This window comes from Aeromonas sp. 19NY04SH05-1, assembly GCF_040581895.1.
GTDB classification, from domain to species: domain Bacteria; phylum Pseudomonadota; class Gammaproteobacteria; order Enterobacterales; family Aeromonadaceae; genus Aeromonas; species Aeromonas enteropelogenes.
This window is the reverse complement of sequence record NZ_CP095328.1, coordinates 221,776-239,595: the sequence shown is the minus strand read 5'-3', so window position 1 is coordinate 239,595 and position 17,820 is coordinate 221,776. Positions and strand designations below refer to the sequence as shown.

At 61.1% G+C, this 17,820-nt stretch carries 18 protein-coding genes; 10 read left to right on the top strand and 8 right to left on the bottom strand.

Features of this window, described 5'->3' with window-relative positions; translation table 11 throughout:
• Positions 1 to 108 precede the first annotated feature (108 nt).
• The 5 genes from MRK42_RS01125 (at position 109) to MRK42_RS01105 (ending at position 5,221) form a co-directional block, all read left to right on the top strand.
• Complete coding sequence (locus MRK42_RS01125) at positions 109 to 687, top strand: DUF4124 domain-containing protein (protein ID WP_042025292.1); 579 nt, start codon at positions 109 to 111, stop codon at positions 685 to 687.
• A gap of 80 nt (positions 688 to 767) precedes the next feature.
• Entirely contained in the window at positions 768 to 1,823 is a 1,056-nt protein-coding gene (gene glnL, locus MRK42_RS01120; RefSeq protein ID WP_042025293.1) for a nitrogen regulation protein NR(II), read from the top strand.
• Between the two features lie 9 nt (positions 1,824 to 1,832).
• The gene (gene glnG / locus MRK42_RS01115; protein WP_354688771.1) at positions 1,833 to 3,251 is read left to right on the top strand and encodes a nitrogen regulation protein NR(I); all 1,419 of its coding nucleotides are present in this window, start codon (positions 1,833 to 1,835) and stop codon (positions 3,249 to 3,251) included.
• Positions 3,252 to 3,393: 142 nt separating this feature from the next.
• Positions 3,394 to 4,395, top strand: a complete 1,002-nt coding sequence (add, locus tag MRK42_RS01110; protein WP_354688770.1) for an adenosine deaminase — start codon at positions 3,394 to 3,396, stop codon at positions 4,393 to 4,395.
• Positions 4,396 to 4,717: 322 nt separating this feature from the next.
• Positions 4,718 to 5,221: a class I SAM-dependent methyltransferase gene (locus tag MRK42_RS01105; RefSeq protein ID WP_354689036.1), complete on the top strand. Its 504-nt coding sequence runs from the start codon at positions 4,718 to 4,720 to the stop codon at positions 5,219 to 5,221.
• Between the two features lie 111 nt (positions 5,222 to 5,332).
• Here MRK42_RS01105 and rmuC read toward each other — a convergent pair whose 3' ends face one another.
• Both rmuC and MRK42_RS01095 read right to left on the bottom strand, forming a co-directional pair.
• Positions 5,333 to 6,673, bottom strand: coding sequence for a DNA recombination protein RmuC (gene rmuC / locus MRK42_RS01100; protein ID WP_042072552.1), 1,341 nt, complete (start codon positions 6,671 to 6,673; stop codon positions 5,333 to 5,335).
• Positions 6,670 to 6,885 carry a hypothetical protein gene (locus MRK42_RS01095; protein WP_026456343.1) on the bottom strand — a complete coding sequence of 72 codons (216 nt, stop codon included), beginning with the start codon at positions 6,883 to 6,885 and terminating at the stop codon, positions 6,670 to 6,672. The genes rmuC and MRK42_RS01095 overlap by 4 nt, the downstream gene beginning before the upstream one ends.
• A 140-nt stretch (positions 6,886 to 7,025) precedes the next feature.
• Between MRK42_RS01095 and MRK42_RS01090 the strand changes: the two genes are divergently transcribed.
• Positions 7,026 to 7,550, top strand: a complete 525-nt coding sequence (locus MRK42_RS01090; protein ID WP_201981862.1) for a ferredoxin-type protein NapF — start codon at positions 7,026 to 7,028, stop codon at positions 7,548 to 7,550.
• 56 nt (positions 7,551 to 7,606) lie between these two features.
• Here the strand turns inward: MRK42_RS01090 and MRK42_RS01085 are convergent, their stop codons facing one another.
• From MRK42_RS01085 to MRK42_RS01060, 6 genes are all read right to left on the bottom strand, one after another.
• Positions 7,607 to 8,059: an Rrf2 family transcriptional regulator gene (locus MRK42_RS01085; protein WP_026456341.1), complete on the bottom strand. Its 453-nt coding sequence runs from the start codon at positions 8,057 to 8,059 to the stop codon at positions 7,607 to 7,609.
• Positions 8,060 to 8,347: 288 nt separating this feature from the next.
• The gene (locus MRK42_RS01080; RefSeq protein WP_354688769.1) at positions 8,348 to 9,187 is read right to left on the bottom strand and encodes a PfkB family carbohydrate kinase; all 840 of its coding nucleotides are present in this window, start codon (positions 9,185 to 9,187) and stop codon (positions 8,348 to 8,350) included.
• Positions 9,188 to 9,290: 103 nt separating this feature from the next.
• Positions 9,291 to 10,262, bottom strand: coding sequence for a LysR substrate-binding domain-containing protein (locus tag MRK42_RS01075; RefSeq protein WP_042025300.1), 972 nt, complete (start codon positions 10,260 to 10,262; stop codon positions 9,291 to 9,293).
• A gap of 155 nt (positions 10,263 to 10,417) precedes the next feature.
• Positions 10,418 to 11,146: a glutamine amidotransferase gene (locus MRK42_RS01070; RefSeq protein ID WP_354688768.1), complete on the bottom strand. Its 729-nt coding sequence runs from the start codon at positions 11,144 to 11,146 to the stop codon at positions 10,418 to 10,420.
• Between the two features lie 82 nt (positions 11,147 to 11,228).
• On the bottom strand, positions 11,229 to 12,725 hold the full coding sequence (locus tag MRK42_RS01065; protein ID WP_042072561.1) for a CoA-acylating methylmalonate-semialdehyde dehydrogenase: 1,497 nt from the start codon (positions 12,723 to 12,725) through the stop codon (positions 11,229 to 11,231).
• Between the two features lie 76 nt (positions 12,726 to 12,801).
• Positions 12,802 to 14,133: an aspartate aminotransferase family protein gene (locus tag MRK42_RS01060; RefSeq protein WP_042072563.1), complete on the bottom strand. Its 1,332-nt coding sequence runs from the start codon at positions 14,131 to 14,133 to the stop codon at positions 12,802 to 12,804.
• A 185-nt stretch (positions 14,134 to 14,318) separates the two neighbouring features.
• Here MRK42_RS01060 and MRK42_RS01055 point away from each other — a divergent pair, with 185 nt between their 5' ends.
• The 4 genes from MRK42_RS01055 (at position 14,319) to rarD (ending at position 17,808) form a co-directional block, all read left to right on the top strand.
• Positions 14,319 to 14,861: a cupin domain-containing protein gene (locus MRK42_RS01055; protein ID WP_026456339.1), complete on the top strand. Its 543-nt coding sequence runs from the start codon at positions 14,319 to 14,321 to the stop codon at positions 14,859 to 14,861.
• A 125-nt stretch (positions 14,862 to 14,986) separates the two neighbouring features.
• Positions 14,987 to 16,483, top strand: coding sequence for an aldehyde dehydrogenase (locus MRK42_RS01050; RefSeq protein ID WP_223379686.1), 1,497 nt, complete (start codon positions 14,987 to 14,989; stop codon positions 16,481 to 16,483).
• 125 nt (positions 16,484 to 16,608) lie between these two features.
• The gene (locus MRK42_RS01045) at positions 16,609 to 16,779 is read left to right on the top strand and encodes a hypothetical protein (RefSeq protein ID WP_167335337.1); all 171 of its coding nucleotides are present in this window, start codon (positions 16,609 to 16,611) and stop codon (positions 16,777 to 16,779) included.
• Between the two features lie 126 nt (positions 16,780 to 16,905).
• On the top strand, positions 16,906 to 17,808 hold the full coding sequence (gene rarD / locus MRK42_RS01040) for an EamA family transporter RarD (RefSeq protein ID WP_042027126.1): 903 nt from the start codon (positions 16,906 to 16,908) through the stop codon (positions 17,806 to 17,808).
• Positions 17,809 to 17,820 lie beyond the last annotated feature (12 nt).

Here is a 17,820-nt window from a genome sequence, read left to right as displayed (position 1 = left end):
CACGCAGTCCATTTAAATCCGGTCAGCTTGCCTAATCGTGACAAAACCCGCCATCTGGCGGGTTTTTTCTCTGATAGGATTAAGCAAAATACCGTCAAGGAGAGATGGATGAACAGAAGCTACATCGCATGGACGCTCACCCTGTTGCTGATCACTGCCGGTGCCGAGGCCGCCAAGGTTTATTCTTGGGTTGATGGCAATGGCGTGACCCACTACACGGATGCCCCGCCCCCCGGCAAGAAGGCCCAGGAGGTCGATCTGCGCACGGCCCCCCTCATCGGCAGCTCACCCCGTTCGGTGCAGGTGGAGAACTTCAACGCCCTGACCGGCGCCGATGCCAAGAAAGAACAGGAGGCCGCCAAGCTGGTCATCGAGCTGCTATCACCGGAACAAGGCAGCACCCTGCGCGACAACACCGGCAACATAGTGTTTCAGGGACAGATCACCCCCCAGCCGCCGACGCAATATGACGTACGCCTGAAACTTGATGGCAAGGCCGCTCCCATCGTCAGCAACAGCCTGGCGATCCGGGTTGAAAACCTCGATCGCGGTGCCCACGAGGCGCAGCTCGAGCTGCTCGCCAAAGACGGTACGATCCTTGCTAAATCCACTCCAGTCACCTTTTACCTGCATAGAGCGAGTGTGGCTGCGGCTCCCAAACCCACCCCGAAGGCCAATCAGGGGTGATATAGCGCACCGATGCGGGTAAACTCAATGCACCATATCGGTGCATTACAGGTGCAAAGCACCGTTTTAGGGAGAAACCTGTGCCAACCCGCTCGGATAGTGCCAAGACACTCTTGGATAATCTGCTGACCGCCGTGATCCTCATGGATGAGCGGCTCTGCATTCAATTCGTCAACCCGGCGGCCGAACAGCTGCTCTCCCTCAGTGAACGGCGACTGATCGGCATCGAACTGCCCCACCTGCTGGAGCACATCTCCCTAGATCTGCAGCGGCTCAAGCATTGCCTCATCTCGGGGCAGGGCTTCACCGATAGCGAAGTCACCCTGGTGGTGGAAGGGGAGCCCCGCCTGGTGGAACTCAGCGCTACCCCCATGGCCGATCACGAGCAGCGACTCCTGGTGGTGGAGCTGCGCAAGATCGATCAGCAGAAGAAGATCAGCCAGGAACAGCAGCAACACGCCCAGCAGCAGGCGGCCAAGGAGCTGGTACGCGGCCTGGCCCACGAGATCAAGAACCCTCTCGGCGGTCTGCGCGGCGCAGCCCAACTACTGCAAAAGGAACTGCCAGATCCTTCCTTGCGCGAATACACCGGCATCATCATCGAGCAGGCCGACCGGCTGCGGGTACTGGTCGATCGCCTGCTCGGTCCCCAGCGCCCCGGTCGCCACCAGATGCACAATGTCCACTCGGTGCTGGAGCAGGTACGCCGTCTGGTGGAGCTGGAGCTGCCCCCCTCGGTACGCATCGAGCGAGATTACGATCCCAGCATTCCCGAGTTCGAGATGGAGCCGGACCAACTACAGCAAGCGTTTCTCAACATGGTGCGCAACGCCGCCGAAGCCATCGGCGATCAGACCGGCCTTATTCGCATCAAGACCCGCACCGCCTTCCAGATCACCATCCACGGCCAGCGTTACCGGCTCGCGGCGGAGATCAAGATCATCGACAACGGCCCCGGCATTCCCGATGCCATCCGCGACACCCTGTTCTACCCCATGATCACCGGCAAGGAGGGAGGCACGGGGCTCGGCCTCTCCATCGCCCAGAATCTGATCGACCAGCACAAGGGGCGCATCGACTGCATCAGTTGGCCGGGCCACACCGAATTCACCATCTTTCTACCGCTTCGCAAGTAAGGGACCACCATGACCGCCAAAGTGTGGATCGTCGATGACGACAGTTCTATCCGCTGGGTGCTGGAGCGCACCCTCGGCAGCGAAGGCTTCACCTGCGAGAGCTTTGCCGATGGTGAAGCACTGCTCCATGCCCTGGAGCTGCGCTCCCCCGACGTGATCCTCTCCGATATCCGCATGCCCGGGATCGACGGCCTCAGCCTGTTGGAGCAGATCCACCGCCGTCAGGCCGATCTGCCCATCATCATCATGACCGCCCACTCGGATCTCGACAGCGCGGTCAACGCCTATCAGCGCGGCGCCTTCGAATACCTGCCCAAGCCGTTCGACATCGACGAGGCCGTGACCCTGGTGCGGCGCGCCGAGAATCACCTCAAGGAGCAGCGCACCAAGCGCAAGGCGCGCCAGCAGGAGGCGAGCAATACCCCGGAGATCATCGGCGAGGCACCGGCGATGCAGGAGGTATTCCGCGCCATCGGCCGGCTGTCGCGCTCCAGCATCTCGGTCCTCATCAACGGCCAGAGCGGCACCGGCAAGGAGCTGGTCGCCCACGCCCTGCACAAGCACAGCCCGCGCGCCCACAAGAACTTCATCGCCCTCAACATGGCGGCCATCCCGAAAGATCTCATCGAATCCGAGCTGTTCGGCCACGAGAAGGGAGCCTTCACCGGCGCCAACAACATCCGTCATGGCCGCTTCGAGCAAGCCGACGGCGGCACCCTGTTTCTCGACGAGATCGGCGACATGCCGCTGGATGTACAGACCCGGTTGCTGCGGGTGCTGGCGGATGGCCAGTTCTACCGGGTCGGTGGCCATCAGCCGGTGCAGGTAGATGTGCGGATCATCGCCGCCACCCACCAAAACCTGGAGAAACGGGTCGCCGACGGCGAGTTTCGTGAAGACCTGTTCCATCGCCTCAACGTCATCCGCATCCATATTCCGGCCCTCAAGGAGCGCCGCGAGGATATCCCCCAGCTGGCCCGCCACTTCCTGCTGCGCGCCGCCAAGGAGCTGAACGTAGAAGCCAAGAGCCTGCATTCAGATACTCAGGCCTACATCAGCCGCCTGCCCTGGCCGGGTAACGTCCGTCAGCTGGAAAACGTCTGCCGCTGGCTCACCGTGATGGCCTCAGGGCAGGAGGTGCTGGTAAGCGACCTGCCCACCGAGCTGCTCACCCCCATAACCAATACCGCCGAGCCGGGCCAGCCAGCCCTGTCCGGCGGCTGGCAACAGCAGTTGCAGGAGTGGGTGGCCGCCAAGCTGGCGCTGGGAGAGATCGATATCCTGGCGGATGCCATGCCCCAGTTCGAACGGATCATGCTGGAGACGGCGCTGGAACATACCCACGGCCACAAGCAGGAGGCCGCCCGCCTGCTCGGCTGGGGTCGCAACACTCTGACCCGCAAGCTGAAAGAGCTAGACCTCTCCTGAGTCCAGAGGAAAAACGATTCCCATCACGCCTTGGTAAATCATTGCGCAACAAGAGCCCCGTTTGATTTCAAACGGGGTATCTTTTTTGAAAGCCCCCCCTAGAATGGCAGGCTTTCAACCCCGACTCGAAGAAGGCGATATCATGATTGACAGATCTCTCCCCCTGACCGACCTGCACCGCCATCTGGACGGCAACATCCGCCCGCAGACCATCCTCGAGCTGGGACGTCAGCACAATATCCGGCTGCCTGCCGATGAACTGGAGGCGCTGCGCCCCCACGTCCAGATCGTCGAGAACGAGCCGAGCCTGGTCGCTTTCCTGAAGAAGCTGGACTGGGGCGTGGCCGTGCTGGCCGACTATGACGCCTGTCGCCGGGTCGCCTACGAGAACGTGGAAGATCTGCTGCGCGCCGGCATCGATTATGCCGAGCTGCGCTTCAGCCCCGCTTACATGGCGATGGCCCACAAGCTGCACCCGCAAGGGGTGGTAGAAGCCGTCATCGACGGCGTGGCCGCCGGCAGCCGCGATTTCGGCATCAAGACCAACCTCATCGGCATCATGAGCCGCACCTTCGGCACCGAACAGTGCCGCAGCGAGCTGGAAGCCTGTCTGGCCCATCGCGACAGGCTGGTCGCCATCGATCTGGCTGGCGACGAGCTGGGTTTCCCGGGCGAGCTGTTTACCGATCACTTCCGCCAGGTGCGGGATGCCGGCATGCGCGTCACCGTGCACGCCGGTGAGGCCGCCGGCCCCGAGAGCATGTGGCAAGCCATTCGCGAGCTGGGTGCTGAACGTATCGGCCACGGCGTCAAGGCAATTCAGGATCCGGCCCTGATGGCCTATCTGGCCGAGCACCGCATCGGCATCGAGTCCTGCCTCACTTCCAACCTGCAGACCACCACGGTGGCGAGCCTGGCCGAGCACCCGATCCGCCAATTCCTGGCCGCCGGCGTACTGGCCTGCCTCAACACCGACGATCCGGCGGTGGAAGGCATCGATCTGCCCTACGAATACGATGTAGCCGCCCCGGCCGCCGGCATGACGGCGAGCGAGATCCGCACCGCCCAGCAAAATGGCCTGACCCTGGCCTTCCTGAGCGATGCCGAAAAAGCCGCGCTGAGCGCCCGCGCCGCCAGCCGCTGATCAGCTTCCCATTTATATAAAAACGGCCCACTGAAGTGGGCCGTTTTTATTTGGCTATGACGACTCATAGTTTCAAAAACATCGTGCTCTCCACAAATTCAATATCGACAACATGAGATATCTTGGCCGAGTTTGGCATGAGGGGAAACATAGCCATGGAAAAGAATCTGGATATATTCGGCAAGGCTCTACGAGATCACTACCTGAATCAAGGTAATGAGATGCTACAAATTAATATTGAGGGACAAGAATCATACCGTCTCCCATTATCGATATTTTTTCGACCGGCAGATTACTATGCCATTGATCGTTTAGCCTTTCCCTGTGTTGTGGACGTATTTTAGATATAGGCGCGGGGGCAGGTGAACACTCGCTATTCCTGCAAAAGCATCGCCGCGATGTGACCGCGTTGGACATATCACCATTGGCTTGTGAAGTGATGCATTGGAGAGGGGTCAATAGGGTCATCAACGCGGACATCTTTTCCGCCCGTTTCGATGCAGAATTCGATACATGGTTGCTTTTGGGCCGTAGCATAGGCGCGGTGGGGAGCCTTCCCATGCTCTCTTGCTTTCTCTCTCTTGCCCATCAATATCTGTCGGCAAATGGCCGGCTCATTCTGAATTCCACCAACGGCACAACCAACCTGACGACAATACGCAAACTCTCCTTTGCATATAACGGTGAAACTGATGAAACCGTCAGCTGGCTGGATATCGATCAGGACACATTGCGCCATCAGGGCGAAATATATGGCCTCTCCACTGAAATACGTCATAAGGAGGACGATGGTAATTACTTGGCTATTTTGAAAAAACAGCCATGACTATTTCCCCTGGTAATGAAGACGCTGGCAAGCCATCGCGTATGATCCCCCTCCCTCGGAGTGCATAGCGCTCATGGTTGGGCCTTGGCTGACGCCGAAGAAAGTGAGCGATTAATCCCGCGCCTGATCACGCTCCAGCGCCCGCTCCACCAGCGGCTCGGGCAGGGTCTTGGTAACCTCCACCCCCAGCTCGCGAAAACGCTCGGCCTGGGCAATCAGGTTTCCACGGCCATTGACCAGCCGCCCCATCGCCTTGTCATAGCTCTCCTGCGCCTTGTGCAGGCTGCCGCCCATCTGCTGCATCTCTTCGACAAACAACCGCAGCTTCTCGTAGAGACGCCCCGCGCGCTCGGCGATATGACGGGCATTCTGGTTCTGCCGTTCGTAGCGCCACAGATTTTCGATGGTGCGCAGCGCCACCATCAGGTTGGTGGGGCTCACCAGCAGTATGTTGTTATCGAGCCCGTAGCGCACCAGCGAGGGATCCGCTTCGAGGGCGGTGAGAAAGGCGGGCTCCACTGCGACGAACATCAGCACATAGTCGAGGGTACGCACCCCGGGAAGCTGCTGGTAATCCTTGCGGCCCAGCTCGCGGATATGGTTGCGCACCGAGGCGACATGCTCCTTGAGGGCGACCGATTTCTCCAGCTCGTCGTCGCTGTTGTACCAGCGCTCGTAGGCGGTCAGCGACACCTTGGCATCGATGATGATGTCTTTTTCCTGCGGCAGGTGGACGATGACGTCAGGCTGATAGCGCTTGCCCTTGTCCACCTCGATATTGACCTGGGTGTGGTACTCGTGCCCTTCGCGCAAGCCGCATTCGCTCAGGATGCGGGCCAGCACAACCTCGCCCCAGTTACCCTGCTGCTTGCTGTCCCCCTTGAGGGCGCGGGTCAGGGCCGCCGCCTCTTCGGTCATGCGGGCATTGAGCTCGGCAAGGCGCTCCAGCTCGAACTTGAGGCTGTGACGCTGGGCCGTTTCCTGAGCGTGGGTTTCCCCTACCTGACGACGAAAACCCTCGAGCTGCTCTTTCAGCGGTGTCAGCAGCAGATCGAGACTGTTCTGATTCAGTTCGCGGAAGTTGCCCGAGTTTTGCTCGAAGATGCGGTTGGCGAGATTTTCGAACTGCTGGCTGAGGCGCTGCTCCGCTTCCTGCTGCAACTGCAGCTTCTCGGCGGCAGCCAGCCGCTCGCTGCGCAGGGTCGCCTCGGCATCCTTGAGACGGGCGGTGAGCTTAATCAACAGGGTCTGCTGCTGATCCAGCTTCTGCTGACCCAGCATCCGCTCATCCTGCAGCTCGTCGAAACGATCCTGCAGCGCCTGATAACGCTCCTGAGCCAGCAACAGCTCCCTGGCTTGGGCGGCACTGGCCCGGCGTCCGGCCAGCCAGCCAATCCCCAGGGCCAGCACGGCGGCAGGCAGCAGGATCTCCCAGAGCCCGGGCTCGATCATTTGCGACTCCGTTGACGCAGAAAGAGTTCAAGATAGCGGTTAGCCAGCAACCAGATCACCACATAGAGGAGATAGGCGGCCAGCACCACCCACTTGTGCATGTTGACGCCGGTATCAAGCTCGACAAACTCGATACCCTTGATGCGACAGTAGATCCACATCAGCAGAGGAAACACATACAGCAGGGAGGCACGCCAGAGAAATAACCACATATGTTTTCATTCAGTCACGCAAAAAGACCCGCCTAGCTTACACAAGGGCAACCGCCCTTGCGATCCTGACTGCCGCGATTCTCTGGCTTGCGTCCATAAACTCCGATAAAATTAACCCCTAATAGGTATTAGGGGTGGGCATGACTCATTATTTCCTCCGTTGGCTGACACAAGGTTGGCAGGCTTCCCGCGCACCCGCCGTAGTGTGCCAGGAAGCACGCCCGCCATGGGCCATCGAGGAATCCCAGTATCTCTCCCTCTGTACCCGCTGCGGTGAGTGCTTCAAGGCATGCCCGCGCGGCCTGCTCAAACCCGCCTCCCGGGAAAAATATCAAGGCAGCCCGATCGCCGGCACCCCGGTGCTGGATCTCGAATGCGGCCAGTGCAGCTACTGTGGCAGTTGCGCCAGAGCCTGCCCCACCGGCGCCCTCGACCTGCAGCTGGGACGCCAGGTGCAGACCCGGGTCCAGATCGACGAGGCCAGCTGCCAGGCCCGTCAGGGCTTCTACTGCCTGCTGTGTGAAGATGCCTGCCCCCAGCAGGCGATCAAGGCCACCGCCGATGGAGTCAGCGTCAATATGGAAGCGTGTGACGGCTGTGGCGCCTGCGGACTGGCCTGCCTGCACGGTGCCATCACCCTGATCCGCCAGCCGGGCAACCGCTGATACGAAAAAGGAGCCAGCAAGGGCCCCTCTTATGTCTTGTTCGTTCCCGTTTCGGATCACGCCATCGCCAGGATGGACTCCTGTTCTATACCCAGCAGGTGGCACAGACGGGTAGGATCGCGTACCGCATCGGCCAGGGTGTACTCACCCAGCACTTCCAGGAAGGCGTTCATGGCGCGACGCAGGATCCCCTGAATGCGGCAGCCGCCGGAGAGGCGACAGTTCTCGCGCTTGCAGTCGACCGGACAGAGCACATGCTCCATGTCCATCACCACGTCCCGCAGATTGATGGATACCGCTGCACGGCCAAGGCGGATGCCGCCATGCTTGCCACGTACCGTCTCTATGTACCCCTTGATCCCGAGCTGGTGCACTATCTTGACCACGTGGTTGCGGGAGATACCGAAGGTGTCGGCCACTTCGGTGATGGTCGACAGGCGATCGCTCGGCTGGACGGCCAGGAAGGTCAGGGTACGCAGGGCATAGTCGGTAAATCGTGTCAGTTGCATGGTCGCACTTGCCTCTTACTACAAGCCAGAAATCAGGACGACAACATTGAGCTAAGAGGCAGGAGACAACCGCGTCGCCTGTGCGGGCCTGTCTCTTAATCTGAGTTGCGGAATGACAGGTTAAGAGCAGCACAACCGGGTGTCGATGAAGATGCACATAAATCGACACTTTCTTTGATTGATCGCAAACTTGCCGGGTTATCCCGGCGTTTGGTGGCATTATGGCGGGGAAATTTCCAGAACTTGGCACACTACCAGCTCTCGCGTTCGCCCCTTGTCAGGGGAACTTCAGTGGGGCTGTTTCAGCCATTTCTTGAGGGCAAGGGAAGGGATGGAGCTCTCGGAGGCGACCGCAAAGGCCCCCCAATCCACCGCGCACTGCAGAGCCTCCTCGATTGCCATGCCCCGCGCCAACCCGTGGATCAGGCCGCCGGCGAAGGCATCTCCAGCCCCCGTGGTATCGACCACGGAGACGGGCCGCGCCGCCACCCGGATCTGCTCCTCGTCATGAATGGCCACGGCGCCGGCCTTGCCTTCCGTCAGCACCAGCCACGCCAGTTGTTCACCGGCCAGCTGGCGGGCGTGTTGCCAGGGATCGCCCACCTCCCCGAGATCGGAACGGGAGGCGATCAGCACGTGGCAGGGGCGGCGCACCTGCCCGCCCTTGGGGTACTGGGCTACCACGAAGCTCTTGCCGAGCATCTGGCGCATATAACCCACCATGGCGGTGCCCGGATAGTTCACATAGAGGCAGTCCACCCCCTCCAGCGGCATGTCGCCGGGCAGATCCGGGCGCCGGGGGCGCCTGAGGATGGTGCGCTCGCCGGTGGCATCCACCAGGATCAGCAGTTCGCCGGTCTCGCCCCCGAAGCGCTCCACGTGGCTACAATCCAGCCCGTAACCGGCCGCCTGTTCCAGCAGCCAGTCTCCCGTCTCGTCCAGCCCGATGCGAGAGGCGATGGTCACCTCATGACCGGCCCAGACCAGCCCGATGCCGGTGTTGGCAGCGCCGCCACCCAGCCTGCGCCCCTGATCCACATATTGCAGACGGGCACCGGCCACCAGGGGTTCGGAGAGGGAGAGCACATGATCACAGTTGAGATTGGCAAGCAGCAGAATCCGGGACATAGCGACCTCTAACGACGAGTCTGAAAACGGCACGGGCAGAACCCAGAGTAGAGCTCAGCCAGCCCAGAGGTGCAACCGGCAGAGGGGCAGGATCCGATCCGGATCAATAGATGGGCAGCTCCACCCCGGCCATCAGCTCATCGATACGCGCCTGGGTCGGCTGCTGCATCACATTCTGGATCACCTCCTTGGTGAGGTGGGGCGAGAAGGAGCTGATGAAGTCATACATGTAGTTCTGCAAGAGGATGCTCTTGCTGAAACAGATCTGCGCCGGGCAGGGTTTGAACAGGTGCTCCAGATTGATAGAGACCAGCCCGGGGCTGTCGGTATCGTTGGCCACCAGCGACGAGATGATGCCGATGCCAAAGCCCAGCTCCACGTAACGCTTAATCACCCCCGCATCCATCACCGTCATGTAGTAGCTCGGCGAGAGGCCAGCAGCCTGAAACGCGTCATCCTGCACCTGACGGCCGGTTGCGCCACTCTCGTAGCTGAGGATGGGGTACTGGCAGAGCTGTTCCAGAGTCGGCTTCTTCACCCTGGCCAGCGGATGATCCTGCGGCACCACCAGGGAGAGGGTCCAGAGGTAGGCCGGCAGGGCGATGAGCTCCTTGTCGAAGCCAATCTCGTGAGCCACGATGGAAAAATCCGAATACCCCTTGCTGATCTGCTCCTTGCTGGCCGACATCACGGGATGGAGGTGGAACGAGATCTTGGGGTACTTCTTGGTGAAATAGGTGACCGATTTGGGCAGCAGGTAGCGGGCGATGGTGTGGGTGGTGTGAATATTGAGGGTGCCTACGGTCGGATCCAGATACTCGCGGGAGATCGCCTTGATCTTGCTCTCTATGTTGAGCATCGCCTCGGCACACTTGATGATCTCCTCCCCGACCGGGGTGATGCGGTGCAGGTGCTTGCCACGGCGCTCGAAGATCCGCACGCCCAGCTCGCTCTCCAGCAGGCCGATCTGCTTGCTGACCCCGGGCTGGCTGGTATAGAGCGCATCCGACGCCACCGAGACATTGAGGTTATGGTCCCGGATCGCGATCAAGTACTTCAATTGCTGTAGTTTCAAGGCTTCACCCTCTCAGGCTGGCGCGGCGTTCAAGCCAGGCAAACTGGCCGCCACAAAGGGCGGCCAGTGTATCATTCATGGCCGACATCGCAGCGCTTGATCCTTCATTTTGCTACAAAATCTAGCACTCCAAGGGGGAGGCTGACAAACCGGCCTCAGGCTTCGCCAGGCTGCACCGGCAAGATCCCCAGAAACTGCAACAACCACTGCATCATGGTGGCGGAATCCACTTCCCCCTCCAGCGAGGAGAGGCTGTGTTGATAGCGCTCATCGGGCAGCAAACCGCGCCGGCGCTCGATCAGCGCCCGGTTGTACTCCACCGAAAATTCCGGATGCCCCTGGATGGCGACGATGTGATCACCCTGCAAAAACATGAAATTGGGACAAAAGTCATTGCCCGCCAGCCGGGTGGCTCCGGGAGGCAGCAGCGCGACCTGATCCTGATGACTCGCCAGGATGCGGATCTGCTCGCGCGCCGGCGCCATCCAGGGCGCATCAGCCAGCATGGGATGGACCGAGACCCCCAGCCCCCACCCCTTGGTAGACTTCACCACCTCCCCCCCCAGCGCCTGGGCGATCACCTGATGGCCGAAACAAACGCCGGCCAATTTGACGTCGGCGTCGTGAGCACGACGGATCCAGTCGCGTAGTGCCTGGATCCAGGGAACATCGCTGTAGGCATCGTGGCGGGATCCCGTGATGAGCCAGGCATCGCACTCGCGCAGATCTTCCGGCAATGCGCCATCGAGGGCCGACCAGACCCGAAATTCCAGTTCAGGCGCCAGCGGCTGGAATCCCTTGATAAACATCTCGGAGTAAACGGGGCCAAAACGATCCACCAGATCGGGATCCAGCCGGTCACAATCAAGAATACCCAATCGCATCTGTTATTCCTTTACAAAGTTGCCCCCGCAGATCCATGACCTGCGGGGGCAAAGCGTTAATCCATGGCAGTGGGGCTGAACGTCACTTCATGGTCGGCATGGAGAATTCGGCACCGCTGCGCAGACTCTGGGGCCAGCGTGCCGTCACCGTCTTCATCCGGGTATAGAAGCGCACCCCATCCGGTCCGTGCATGTTGAGCGGTCCGAAGATAGACCGCTTCCAGCCGCCAAAGCTGTGAAACGCCATGGGCACGGGGATAGGAACGTTCACCCCCACCATACCGACCTGCACCCGCGCCGTGAAGTCCCGCGCCGTATCGCCGTCACAGGTGAAGATGGCGGTGCCATTGCCGTACTCGTGCTCGTTGATGAGCTTGAGCGCCGTCTCGTAATCGGGAACCCGCACGATGGAGAGCACGGGGCCGAAAATCTCCTCCCGATAGATGCGCATCTCCGGGCTCACCCGATCGAACAGGCAGCCACCGATGAAGTAGCCCTCTTCATGTTGCAAGCCACGACCATCGACCCGCAGTTGAGCCCCTTCGGCCACCCCCTGATCTACATAACCGCGCACCTTGGCCAGATGCTCGCGGCTGATGAGAGGGCCCATTTCGTTCTCTTGTGCCTGCCCCAGCCCGGGGCCGACCCGCAGTTTCTCCACCAGCGGCGCGAGGCGCGCCACCAGCGCATCGGCGGTTTCATCCCCCACTACCACGGCTACCGAGATGGCCATGCAGCGCTCCCCGGCCGCCCCGTAGGCTGCCCCCATCAGGGCGGAAACCGCCTGCTCGAGGTCTGCATCCGGCATCACCACCATGTGGTTCTTGGCGCCGCCCAGCGCCTGCACCCGCTTGCCGTGGGCCGAAGCGGTCGAGTAGATGTACTCGGCGATGGGGGTGGAGCCGACAAACGACACGGCACCGACTCTCGGATCGGTCAGCAGCACGTCCACCACCTCCTTGTCGCCGTTCACCACGTTGACCACGCCGTCCGGCAGGCCGGCCTCCTTGAGCAGCTCGGCCATGCGCAGGGAGAGGGACGGATCCTTCTCGGATGGTTTTAGGATAAATGTGTTGCCGCAGGCAATGGCCACCGGGAACATCCACAGCGGCACCATGGCAGGGAAGTTGAACGGCGTGATGCCGGCGCACACCCCGACCGGTTGCATCATGGAGTAGCTGTCCACCCCGCGCCCCACGTTGAGGGAGTGCTCCCCCTTGAGCAGATGGGGAATGCCACAGGCGAACTCCACTACCTCCAGACCGCGGGTCAGCTCGCCCTGAGCGTCGGAGAAGACCTTGCCGTGCTCGCGGCTGATGAGCTCCGCCAGCTCGTCCCTGTGTTGCTCCATCAGCTCCTTGAAGCGAAACAGCACCCGCGCCCGCACCAGCGGCGGGGTCTGCGACCAGTCAGAAAAGGCCTGCTGGGCCACAGCGATGGCCTCCTGGCACTCCGCCGCGCTCGACAGTCCCACGCTTCCCTGCTGCTTGCCACAGGCCGGATTGAAGATGGCCCCCTGGCGTTCGCTGCGACTCTCCTGACGTACGCCGTTGATAAAATTGCTGACCCTGTATGTCATGTATCCTCCGTGATGGGTAATGGCTGGGTGCGCCCAATCTGCTCGAGACCCCGCCGAAGCGGGGCCATTGGCGGGATCAGGGCTGGGCCTGCAGGGCATCCTGCAGCAGGGTAAAGAGATCGTCGATCTGGCTGCGCTCTATGATGAGGGGCGGCGACAGGGCGATGATGTCGCCGGTGACCCGGATCAGGGCCCCCTTCTCGAAGCAGCGCACAAACACCTCGTAGGCACGCTTGCCCGGCGCATCCGGCATGGATTCGAGCTCGATACCCGCTACCAGACCATAGTTGCGCACATCCTTCACGTGCTTGCAGCCCTTGAGCGAATGAGCCGCCTCCTCCCAGTAGCCCGCCAGATCGGCGGCGCGGCTGAGCAGGTTCTCGTTGCGGTAGATCTCGAGGGTCGCCAGGCCCGCGGCCGCAGCCACCGGATGACCCGAGTAGGTATAGCCGTGGAACAGCTCGATGGCCCCCTTGCCCGCCGCCATCATGTCGTCATAGATGTGGTTTTGTACCAGCACGGCCCCCATGGGGATGGCGCCGTTGGTGAGCCCCTTGGCACAGGTGATCATGTCGGGGATGACGTCGAACTCCTGGGCAGCAAACGGGGAGCCGAGGCGGCCGAAACCGGTGATCACCTCGTCGAAGATCAGCAGGATGCCGTGTTTGGTGCAGATCTCCCGCAGGCGCTTGAGATAACCCTTGGGCGGCATGATGACGCCTGTACTGCCGGCGATGGGCTCGACGATGACTGCAGCAATATTGCTGGCGTCATGCAAGAAAACGATCTTCTCCAGCTCGTCGGCCAGGGTGACATCCTCGTCAGGCAGTCCCTTGGTGAAGGCGTTTTTGGCGATGTTGAGGGTGTGGGGCAGATGATCCACCCCGGTCAGCAGGGAACCGAACCATTTGCGGTTGCCGGGAATGCCACCCACCGAGATGCCGCCAAAGCCGACACCATGGTAGCCGCGCTCGCGGCCGATGAGCCGGGTGCGGGTCCCCTGACCCCGGACACGCTGCCAGGCCAGTGCGATTTTGAGCGCCGTATCGACCGATTCAGACCCGGAATTGGTATAGAAGACGTGGCCGAATCCCTTGGGGGCTATCTCCACCAGCCGGTTGGCCAACTCGAACGGCAGAGGGTGGCCCATCTGGAACGTGGGGGCAAAATCGAGGTGGGAAATCTGCTGGGAGACCGCCTCGGCGATCTCGCGGCGACCATGACCCGCGTTGCAACACCAGAGCCCGGCCGTGCCATCCAGTATCTTGCGGCCATCCTCTGAGTGATAATACATCCCCTCTGCCGACTTCAGGATGCGCGGCGCCGCCTTGAACTGCTGGTTGGCGGTGAACGGCATCCAGAAGGCGGACATGTCGGAGGGGGTATTGATGTCGCTGATCGGTTTCATGGTCACCTCATCCTTAAGGTGTTTAGCAACTATCGGCTATCGCCTATTAAATTAAACACCTAAATTCCTAAAAAAGGGCTCATTATTGCCCTGTCTGGTGTCACCCCGGCTAGATGGCATGAGCAGGGTGGTATAAGATATTTAACACAAATTTAATAATAGTAAACAGCAAGGAGTGTCTATCGATGGATATCGGTCACCGTCTCAAGGCGGTTCGCACCAAGGCCGCCCTCTCCCAGCGGGAGCTGGCCAAACGTTCGGGCGTGACCAACGGCTTCATCTCCCAGATCGAGAAGAATCAGGTAAGTCCCTCCGTCGCCTCCCTGCGCAAGGTGCTGGAAGGCATTCCCATGTCCCTGGCCAGCTTCTTCACCGACGAGACAGAAATGGACTCCGAGGTGGTCTTCCGCGCCGACGAGATGCCGGATCTCGGCACTCATCCCATCAGCTACCGCCTGGTGGGCCACAGCCGTGCCAACCGAGCCATCGGCATGCTGCAGGAGATACTGCCGCCGGGTGCCGACACCGGTGACGACATGCTGAGCCACGAAGGGGAAGAGTGCGGCATCATCATCCGCGGCGAAGTCGAAGTGACGGTCGGCGAGCAGATCTACCTGCTGGCGGCCGGGGATGGCTACTACTTCGACAGCCGCACCCCGCACCGGTTTCGCAACGTGGGCGAACAGGAGTGTGTGCTGATCTCGGCCAACACCCCCGCCAGCTTCTAAACGACGGCGCCTCCCCCGGCAGGGAACAGTGTTTAAGAAATTGTTACAGGATTGATTTACAAGTGGCGGGTTGTTTAGCATATTGATACGCGGGAACTGACTTAAGACCGGTTCAAGGAGTGAACATGAGTGACCTGACCCTGGCCCAGTGGCAACACAAGGCCGCCCACCTGACCCTGCCCTCGCAAGCCTTCATCGACGGCAGCTACCGGGACGCCATCAATGGCGCCACCTTCGATTGCATCAATCCGGCCAACGGCCTGCTGCTGACCAAGGTCGCCGCCTGCGACGCCGCCGACGCCGAACTGGCGGTGCAGGCTGCCCGCACCGCCTTCAATGACAAGCGCTGGAGCGGCCTGTCGCCGAAACAGCGCAAGCAGATCCTGCTGCGTTTCGCCGAGCTGATGCGCCTCAATCTGGTGGAACTGGCCCTGCTGGAGTCGCTGGATATGGGCAAGCCCATCGGTGATGCCATGGGCTACGATGCCCCTGCCGCCGCCAACTGCATCGCCTGGAACGCCGAAGCCATCGACAAGATCTACGATCAGGTCGCCCCGGTGGAGGAGTCCGCGCTGGCGCTGGTGACCCGCGAGGCGCTCGGCGTCGTGGCCGCCATCGTGCCCTGGAACTTCCCGCTGGTGATGGCCTGCTGGAAGCTGGGTCCGGCGCTGGCCACCGGCAACTCGGTGATCCTGAAACCCTCCGAAAAATCCCCGCTCACCGCCCTGCGCATCGCGGGTATTGCCAAAGAAGCGGGCATTCCGGACGGGGTGTTCAACGTACTGCCGGGCTTTGGCCACACGGTAGGCGAGGCGCTGGCCATGCACATGGACGTGGACTGCATCACCTTCACCGGCTCCACCAAAATCGGCAAGCATCTGGTGGAGTGTTCCGGCAAGTCCAACCTCAAGCGCGCCTTTATGGAGTGCGGCGGCAAGAGCCCCAACATCATACTGGCGGACGCGCCGGATCTGGACGCCGCCGCCCGAAGCGCCGCCGGCGCCATCTTCTACAACCAGGGCGAGGTGTGCACCGCCGCCTCCCGCCTGCTGGTGCAAAACAGCATCAAGCCGCAATTCATGGAGCGACTGCTGGCCCACGCCCGGGAGTGGATCTCCGCCAACCCTCTCGACCCTACCACCCGCATCGGTGCCATGGTGGACGACATCCAGATGGCGCAGGTACTGCGCTATATCGATATCGGCCAGCAAGAGGGGGCCAAGCTGCTGCTGGGAGGCAAGCGCACCAACGAGGAGAGCGGCGGCTTCTACATCGAGCCCACCATCTTCGACGAGGTGACCCCAGAGATGCGCATCTTCCGCGAGGAGATCTTCGGCCCCGTGCTGGCGGTGACCGGCTTCGATACCCTGGAGGAAGCGATCGCCCTTGGCAACGACACCGACTACGGCCTGGCCGCGGCGATCTGGACGGCGGATCTCAACAAGGCGGTCAAGGGCTCCCGCGCCCTGCGCGCAGGCACAGTGTTCGTCAACAACTGGGATGGCGGCGACATGACAATGCCGTTTGGCGGCTTCAAGCAGTCCGGCAACGGGCGCGACAAGTCATTGCATGCGCTGGAGAAATATACCGAGCTGAAAAGTACCTGGATCCAGCTGGAATAATCGCAGAAACAGCTTCCATCTTCGCAAAAGGGGGTTAAAACCCCCTTTTTCATTTTTCCCCTTTCATCGCACGTCTCAATCGATATAATTATCAAACAGGCAAGTCGTTAAATATTAAGATAAAAATGTTATTTTTTCTGGGAAGTGTACTGTTTCTGGTGATCGGCCTACCCCTGCTGTTTTTCGCACTGGGGCATGGTGAAGCCTACGTGACCTGGGGCCCCTGGATCTCGGCCATCGCCCTGATGCTGTGGCTGCTGCGGGACGTCGACAAGATCCGGCGCGGTGGCCGCTAGACGGTAAAACATATCGTCACCATCCATCTTTCCCCATTTATTCGCTTCTGTCCCTCCTAAAGGATCGCTACACTGGTTTTTTTGCGATGCGTTCTCGCATCCGACTCTCCAGTGAAGGGTATCCGCATGCAGCAACAAATTCAGCGCCAGGGCGTCATCTACGCCTTGTGCGCCTACACCCTTTGGGGCCTGGCCCCCATCTACTTCAAGACGATTTCGGCCGTACCGGCCGCCGAGATCCTGACCCACCGCATGATCTGGTCCTGCGCCCTGCTGCTGGTGCTGACCCTGCTCGGCCGCCAGTGGCACAAGGTACAGGCGGTGCTGCGTCAGCCCAAAGTGTTGCTCACCCTGGCCTTCACCTCGGTGACCGTCGGCGGCAACTGGCTGCTGTTCATCTGGGCCATCAACAACGGCCACATGCTGGATGCCAGCCTCGGCTACTACATCAACCCCCTGTTCAACGTGCTGCTCGGCATGCTGTTCCTGAGCGAGAGGCTGCGTCGCCTGCAGTGGTGGGCGGTCGGGCTGGCGGCGATCGGCGTCGCCATCCAGATCATCGCGTTCGGCTCCCTGCCCTGGATCGCCCTGGTGCTGGCGGCGAGCTTCGCCATCTACGGCCTCATTCGCAAGAAACTGGCCCTCGACGCCCTCACCGGCCTCTTGATCGAGACCCTGATCATGCTGCCCCCGGCCGCCTTCTATCTGTGGGGTATTGCCGACAGCCCCACCAGCCATATGACCGAAAACAGCTGGCACCTGAATCTGCTGCTGATCGCCGCCGGCGTGGTCACCACAGCCCCCCTGCTCTGCTTCACCGCCGCCGCGACCCGGCTCAAGCTCTCCACCCTGGGCTTCTTCCAGTACATAGGGCCCAGCCTGATGTTCATCCTGGCGGTCACCCTGTATGGCGAGGCACTGGCGCTGGACAAGATGGTCACCTTCGCCTTCATCTGGAGCGCCCTGGTGCTGTTCAGTCTGGACGGGCTGCGCAGCGGCAGCCGCCGGCCGGTGACACAGCAGGATTGACGGTATGGCTCG